Origin of the sequence: Streptomyces sp. MK37H, from assembly GCF_018035285.1 — a bacterium.
GTDB lineage: Bacteria > Actinomycetota > Actinomycetes > Streptomycetales > Streptomycetaceae > Streptomyces > Streptomyces endocoffeicus.
The window spans coordinates 1-6560 of sequence record NZ_JAAAYH010000480.1; the positions used below are offsets into that span (position 1 = coordinate 1).

At 73.2% G+C, this 6560-nt stretch carries 8 protein-coding genes; 3 read left to right on the top strand and 5 right to left on the bottom strand.

Annotation, left to right across the window (positions count from 1 at the left end; translation table 11 throughout):
- The 4 genes from GWI24_RS38305 to GWI24_RS38320 all read right to left on the bottom strand — a co-directional run.
- A partial coding sequence (locus tag GWI24_RS38305) for a response regulator transcription factor (protein ID WP_210950653.1) occupies nucleotides 1–618 on the bottom strand: 618 nt, incomplete at its 3' end.
- On the bottom strand, nucleotides 615–1907 hold the full coding sequence (locus tag GWI24_RS38310; protein WP_210950654.1) for a sensor histidine kinase: 1293 nt from the start codon (nucleotides 1905–1907) through the stop codon (nucleotides 615–617). The genes GWI24_RS38310 and GWI24_RS38305, both read right to left, overlap by 4 nt.
- A gap of 267 nt (nucleotides 1908–2174) precedes the next feature.
- Nucleotides 2175–2453, bottom strand: coding sequence for a hypothetical protein (locus GWI24_RS38315; RefSeq protein ID WP_210950655.1), 279 nt, complete (start codon nucleotides 2451–2453; stop codon nucleotides 2175–2177).
- A gap of 40 nt (nucleotides 2454–2493) precedes the next feature.
- Nucleotides 2494–3279 (bottom strand): PspA/IM30 family protein, encoded by a 786-nt coding sequence (locus tag GWI24_RS38320; protein WP_185058022.1) that lies wholly within the window; start codon nucleotides 3277–3279, stop codon nucleotides 2494–2496.
- A 249-nt stretch (nucleotides 3280–3528) separates the two neighbouring features.
- Between GWI24_RS38320 and GWI24_RS38325 the strand changes: the two genes are divergently transcribed.
- Together GWI24_RS38325 and GWI24_RS38330 are read left to right on the top strand one after the other, a co-directional pair.
- Nucleotides 3529–4125, top strand: coding sequence for a DUF3043 domain-containing protein (locus GWI24_RS38325; protein ID WP_086882079.1), 597 nt, complete (start codon nucleotides 3529–3531; stop codon nucleotides 4123–4125).
- 59 nt (nucleotides 4126–4184) lie between these two features.
- Nucleotides 4185–4919, top strand: coding sequence for a class I SAM-dependent methyltransferase (locus GWI24_RS38330; protein WP_374103391.1), 735 nt, complete (start codon nucleotides 4185–4187; stop codon nucleotides 4917–4919).
- A 135-nt stretch (nucleotides 4920–5054) separates the two neighbouring features.
- Here the strand turns inward: GWI24_RS38330 and GWI24_RS38335 are convergent, their stop codons facing one another.
- Nucleotides 5055–5258 carry a hypothetical protein gene (locus tag GWI24_RS38335; RefSeq protein WP_020871990.1) on the bottom strand — a complete coding sequence of 68 codons (204 nt, stop codon included), beginning with the start codon at nucleotides 5256–5258 and terminating at the stop codon, nucleotides 5055–5057.
- Between the two features lie 140 nt (nucleotides 5259–5398).
- Between GWI24_RS38335 and GWI24_RS38340 the strand changes: the two genes are divergently transcribed.
- Nucleotides 5399–6560: bifunctional adenosylcobinamide kinase/adenosylcobinamide-phosphate guanylyltransferase (locus GWI24_RS38340; RefSeq protein ID WP_210950656.1), on the top strand; the 1162-nt coding region annotated here is incomplete at its 3' end.

The following is a 6560-nucleotide window of genomic DNA, read 5'->3' on the forward strand; positions in this document are numbered from 1 at the left end:
GCGGGCGCTCAGCTTGGCCATCGCGCGGTTGACATGCGTCTTGACCGTGAGCGGGCTGACCTCCAGCCGGGCGGCGATCTCGTCGTTGGACAGCCCGCCGCCCACCTGGACCAGGACCTCGCGCTCGCGGACGGTCAGGGCGTCCAGCCGTGAGGAGTCATAGGCGTCCTCGCCGCCGCTCCCGTCGCCCTGGGCCAGGAAGCGGGCGATCAGCCCCTTGGTCGCGGCCGGGGACAGCAGCGCCTCGCCCGCCGCCGCGATACGGATCGCCGCGAGCAGTTCCTCGGGTTCGGCGCCCTTGCCGAGGAAGCCGCTGGCCCCCGCCCGCAGCGAGTCCACCACGTACTCGTCCACCTCGAAGGTCGTCAGCATGACCACGCGTACGTCCTTGAGCTGCGGGTCCTCGGTGATCATGCGAGTGGCGGCCAGTCCGTCCGTACCGGGCATCCGGATGTCCATCAGGACGACGTCGGCGCCCCGGGCGCGGGCGATCTCCACCGCCTCCGCGCCGTCGGACGCCTCGCCCACCACCTCCATGTCCGGCTCGGAGTCCACCAGGACGCGGAACGCGCTGCGCAGCAGCGCCTGATCGTCCGCCAGCAGCACCTTGATCGTCATGAGTCCCCTCCCCTACGCGGCTGCAGAGGAAGTCTCACCCGCACCCGGAAACCGCCCTCGGGCAGGGGTCCCGCCTCGCAGCCGCCGCGCAGTGCGGCCACCCGCTCGCGCATTCCCAGCAGGCCGTGCCCGCCGCCGGGCTCCGTCCCGTCCGCCCGGGGTACCCCGGACCCGTCCGCGCCGTCCGGTGCCTCCTCGGGGCCCTCGGTCCGTGCCCCCGCCCCGTCGTCCTCGACCGTGACCTCCAGGGCGTCCGCGACCCGGGCGATACGGATCTCGGCCGTGGCCCCGGGCCCGGCGTGCTTGTGCACATTGGTCAGCGCCTCCTGGACCACGCGGTAGGCCGTGAGGTCCACCGAGCCCGGCAGCGGGCCCAGCTTCTCCGGTGGCTCCGCCCGCACCCGGACCCGCATCCCGGCCCGTACGAAGCCGTCCACGAGCTGGTCCAGCACGGCGAGGCCGGGGGCCGGTTCGGTGGGGGCGGCGGGGTCGCCGTACTGCCGCAGCAGGCCGACCGTGGCCCGCAGCTCCTCCAGCGCCGAGCGGCTCGCCTGCCGTACGTGCGCGAGCGCCTCCTTGGCCTGGTCCGGGCGGTTGTCCATGACATGGGAGGCGACCCCGGCCTGGACGTTGACCAGCGCGATGTGATGCGCCACGACATCGTGCAGCTCACGGGCGATCCGCAGCCGCTCCTCGGCGACCCGGCGGCGCGCCTCCTCCTCACGGGTGCGCTCGGCGCGGACCGCCCGCTCCTCGATGGCGGCGATATAGGCGCGCCGGCTGCGCACCGCGTCACCGGCGGCCGCGGCCAGCCCGGTCCAGGCGAACAGGCCCCAGTTCTCCTGTGAGTACCAGGGGTTGAGCGCGAAGAGCATCCCGGCGCCGGTGAGCAGCACGGCGGTGGCGGCGCCGACCCGCCAGGTGGTGGGGCGGTCGGTGCGGGCCGCCACGGTGTAGAGCGCCACCACGACCCCGAACACGATCGAGGTGCGCGGCGGGCCCACGTCATTGGTGACGAGTTCGGTGAGGGTGAGGGCGACGTTGAAGGCGAGCACCCCGCGGGGCAGATCGCGGCGGAGCACCAGCGAGGCGGCGGCGAGCACGGCCAGCAGCACGAAGAAGGGGCCCAGCGGCTGGTGGCGCATGCGCGGGCCGGCCACCGCGCCGATCAGGATCAGCGCGAGGACCCCCAGCGCCACCAGGGTGTCCAGGGCTCGGGGGTGGGCGCACAGCCAGCGGTGCGGACGGGCCAGACCCGGCCCGACGGCGAGGGGAGTCACGGAATCCAACGGTAAGGGCCGCGGGGGCCGCCCGGCTTCGTGGGCGGCCCGTACCCGGCCGGTGCGGGGAGGTACGACCTGTGCTGGAGTGTGGATCCGGGAGCGCGTCGCGCTGGGTCCTTCTGGCGGATCTCCGTGGAGGAAGGAGCGGCGTCCGGGGCGTGCTCTCGGCGTGCCGTGCGGAAGCCCTCGTAGCGGAGCTACTTGGGTTTTCGCGCGGTGCGGCGAGAGGGCGTGCCGGGCGTCGCGACGCCGCGGAGATCCGTCAGAAGGGCCCTAGCCCGGAATGAGGCCGTCGTCCTTGAGCATCGCCTTGACTTCCTCGAGGGTCGCGTCGGCGGCGGGGAGGATCAGCTCGGACGGCTGGAGCGCGTCGTCGGGCAGGGGCTCACCGGCCGAGCGCACCGCGTCCAGCAGCGCGCCCAGAGTCCTCCGGAAGCCCTCGTGATCGCCGCCCTCGATCTCCGCGAGCAGCTCGTCGTCCAGCCTGTTCAGTCCGGGCAGATGGCTCTCGGCCACCCGCACCTGGCCCTCCCCCATGATCCGTACGATCATGATGACCTCCTTGGAGACCTCGCCCAGGCGGGGGCGCGGGCTACTGCTTGTCGAACTTGTGCTGGGTCCGGGACTGCTGGGACTCGTCCGTCTTGCCGCCCTCGATCGCCTGCTGCGGGCTGCCGCCGGCCAGCTCGGCCTTCATCCGCTGAAGCTCCAGCTCCACGTCCGTACCGCCGGAGATCCGGTCCAGCTCGGCCGCGATGTCGTCCTTGGCCATACCGGACTGGTCGTCCAGGGCGCCGGAGGCCAGCAGCTCGTCGATCGCGCCCGCGCGCGCCTGGAGCTGCGCCGTCTTGTCCTCGGCGCGCTGGATCGCCATGCCGACGTCGCCCATCTCCTCGGAGATGCCGGAGAACGCCTCGCCGATGCGGGTCTGGGCCTGGGCCGCGGTGTAGGTGGCCTTGATGGTCTCCTTGCGCGTACGGAAGGCGTCGACCTTGGCCTGGAGCCGCTGGGCGGCCAGGGTCAGCTTCTCCTCCTCGCCCTGGAGCGTCTGGTGCTGGGTCTCCAGGTCGGTGACCTGCTGCTGCAGCGCGGCGCGGCGGGACAGCGCCTCGCGGGCCAGGTCCTCCCGGCCGAGCGCGAGCGCCTTGCGGCCCTGGTCCTCCAGCTTGGTGGACTGGCCCTGCAACTGGTTGAGCTGCAGTTCCAGGCGCTTGCGCGAGGTCGCCACGTCGGCGACACCGCGGCGCACCTTCTGGAGCAGCTCCAGCTGCTTCTGGTACGAGTAGTCAAGGGTTTCGCGCGGGTCCTCGGCCCGGTCCAGGGCCTTGTTGGCCTTCGCGCGGAAGATCATCCCCATACGCTTCATGACACCGCTCATGGGCCTCGCGCGCCCCCTTCTGACGGACGTGTGACTCCGGCACTCCAACAGACCCAGCCTACGGGCCCTGCTTCCATTACCGCACTGTTCGAGCCCGCTCGCGCTCCTCCTGCAGGACGATCAGACGGTGGGAGCCTCCGGCGCAAGGAGGAGTGCGCCCCCTGTGTCCCGATTAGGGCGGGACTCCGTTGCCTGATCGTTCCCCCAGAGGCTGGGGCGCACACCCCGCAACCCGTACCCTTGGGCTTTGTGTTCCGAAGCCGTTCCAAGGATGAGCAGGCCGCTACCACCAAGGTGACCGCGGACCAGCCGCAGCAGACCCGTGACCCGCAGGCGCCCAAGGGCCGCCCCACTCCCAAGCGGAGCGAGGCCCAGACGCAGCGCCGCAGCCTGGCGAAGACGCCGGCCAACCGTAAGGACGCCTCCAAGCGTGCGCGCGAGGCCCGCCGCGCCGATCTGGCCAAGCAGCGCCAGGCGCTGGCCGGGGGTGACGAGCGGTATCTGCCGGCCCGCGACAAGGGTCCGGTGCGGCGCTTCGCCCGCGACTTCGTGGACTCGCGGTTCTCCGTCGCCGAGTACTTCCTGCCGCTCGCGGTGGTCATCCTGGTCCTGAGCATGATCCGGGCCGGCGCCATGCAGAGCTATGTGCTGCTGGTGTGGATGGTGGTCATCGTCCTCATCGTGGTCAACTCCCTCGTCCTCGGCGTCCAGCTCAAGCGGCAGCTGCGCAAGCGCTTCCCCGACGAGAACCTGCGCGGCGCGGTGGCGTACGCCCTGATGCGCACCCTCCAGATGCGCCGACTGCGGCTGCCCAAGCCGCAGGTCAAGCGCGGAGAGCGGCCCTGAGCGGCCCACCCTCCGGCTTCACCGGCGGGGCGGCCGGCTGGCTGAGCCACCTCGGGGGCCTGCGGAACACCGTCCGGCAGGCGCTGGTCGCCCACCAGCTCGATGAGCAGATCACCGCGCGCTTCCCGGTGGGGCAGCGGCTGCGGGTGCTCGACGTGGGTGTCGGCCAGGGCACCCAGGCCCTGCGGCTGGCCCGCGCGGGCCATGAGGTGACCGGGCTGGAGTCCGACGCGACCATGCTGGAGGCGGCCCGCACCGCGCTCGCCGACGAGCCCGAGGGCATCCGAAGACGGGTGCGGCTGCTCGAGGGCGACGGCCGGGAGACCGGGGCACACTTCCTGCCGGGCACCTTCGATGTGGTGCTGTGCCACGGCGTGCTGATGTACGTACCCGAACCCGATCCGCTGCTCGCCGGGCTGGCCCGGGTGCTGGCACCCGGCGGTCTGCTCTCGCTGCTGGTGCGCAACGGTGACGCGCTGGCGATGCGGCCCGGGCTGGCCGGGGACTTCGACACCGCGCTGGCCGCCTTCGATTCCCCCTCGTACACCAACCGGATCGGGCTGCCGGTGCGCGCCGACCGGCGCGAGGAGCTGGCCGAGACCCTCACCGCGATCGGCGCGCCGCTGCGCGCCTGGTACGGCGTGCGGGTCTTCACCGACCTCTCCCCGGACGACGCGGAGCCGCCGGGCTCCCCGGAGTGGGAGCGCCTGCTGACGGCCGAGGAGCGGGCCGGCCGCACGGATCCCTACCGGGCGGTGGCGGCGCTGCTGCATCTGTGCGGGGTGCGCGGCTGATCCGGGGCCGGGATGGGGTGGCGGTCAGGACCGCCACCCCGCGCTTTTGTCTATTCGGCGCTTTGTCCACTCGGCGCCTGATCGGCTTTGTCCACTCGGCGTCTGATCGGCCTCTATTCGACGCCTGATCGGCCTCTATTCGGCGCGCAGGCTCATCGGGCCGTAGATCTTCTTCCCGTCCTCGAAGAGGGTCACCTGCTCCGCGCCTCCCTCGAGGAGCTCCCGCCACTCCTCACCGATCCACGACTCCGCGTCCCCCTGGGTCGGGAACTCCTCCGGCTGCACCGCGGGCTTCGTCTCCGCCCCGTCGGACTTCTCGAACCGCCATGTCCACGCCATTCCAGCCTCCTCCATCCCGCCGACCCACAGGTGATACCCGCCGGTCCACAGCTGATGTCTGCCCGCAGCCTAGGTGACTGATCACTCCGTACGGGGTGGCCCCGCGCGACCCGTGAGAACGGACGCGAGACGATCGGGGCGTGGAACTCACTCTTCTGGGCACCGGGGCCCCCGAGGGGCTGCCGTGCCACGGCTGCCCCTGCGCCGCCTGTGCCGCCGCCGTCGGCGAGGAGGCACGGGCCGCCACCTCGCTGCTGATCGACGGCGCGCTGCTGATCGATCTCACCCCGGGGGCCGCCTTCGCCGCCGCGCGGGCCGGGTACTCGCTGGTGGGCGTCCGGCAGGTGCTGCTCTCCCATCCGCACACGGGTCCGGCCGTCGAATTCCCGGCCGGGCTGCCGGCGCCGGGGCGGGTGCCGGACGGCCGCACGCTCTCCCTGATCAGCGGTCACCGGGTGCGGGCGGTCGCGCTGGACTCCCCCGGCACCGGCTACGAGGTCACCGGACCCGACGGCACCCGGCTGCTGTACCTCCCGCCGGGCTCGGCCGCCGCCGGGCTCCCGGACCCGGCCGAGCCGTACGACATGGTGCTGCTCGACGTACTGGGCCGCCCCGACGCGCTGGCCGCCCTGCGTGCCTCGGGCGCCGTGGGCGCCACCACCGACGTCCTGGCCGTCCACCTCGACCACACCACCCCGCCCGGCCGGGAGCTGCACCGCCGCCTGGCCACGGCGGGCGCGCGGGCGGTGCCGGACGGGCAGACGCTGATCGTCGGCGAGTACCACGCGGTGCCGGACCTGCCGCGCCGCACGCTGGTGCTGGGCGGCGCCCGGTCCGGCAAGTCCCTCGAGGCGGAGCGGCGGCTGGCCGCGTTCCCCGACGTCCTGTACGTCGCGACGGGCGGCACCCGCGAGGGCGACCCCGAGTGGGCCGCCCGCGTCGCCGCCCACCGCGACCGCCGCCCCGGCTCCTGGCGCACCACCGAGACCTGCGACCTGCCCCCGCTGCTCGCCGAGGACGGCCCACCGCTGCTCATCGACTGCCTGGCGCTGTGGCTCACCGACGCGATGGACTCCATGAGCGCCTGGGACGACGAGAAGTGGGCAAACGGCGGCGAACGCGCCCTCCGCGAACGCGTCTCCGCCCTCGTCGCGGCGGTCCGCGCCACGACCCGTACGGTCGTCGCGGTGAGCAACGAGGTCGGCGCGGGCGTCGTCCCCGCGACCGCCTCCGGCCGCCGCTTCCGCGACGAACTGGGCCGCCTGAACGCGGCGTTCGCCGAGGAGTGCGAGCAGGTGCTGT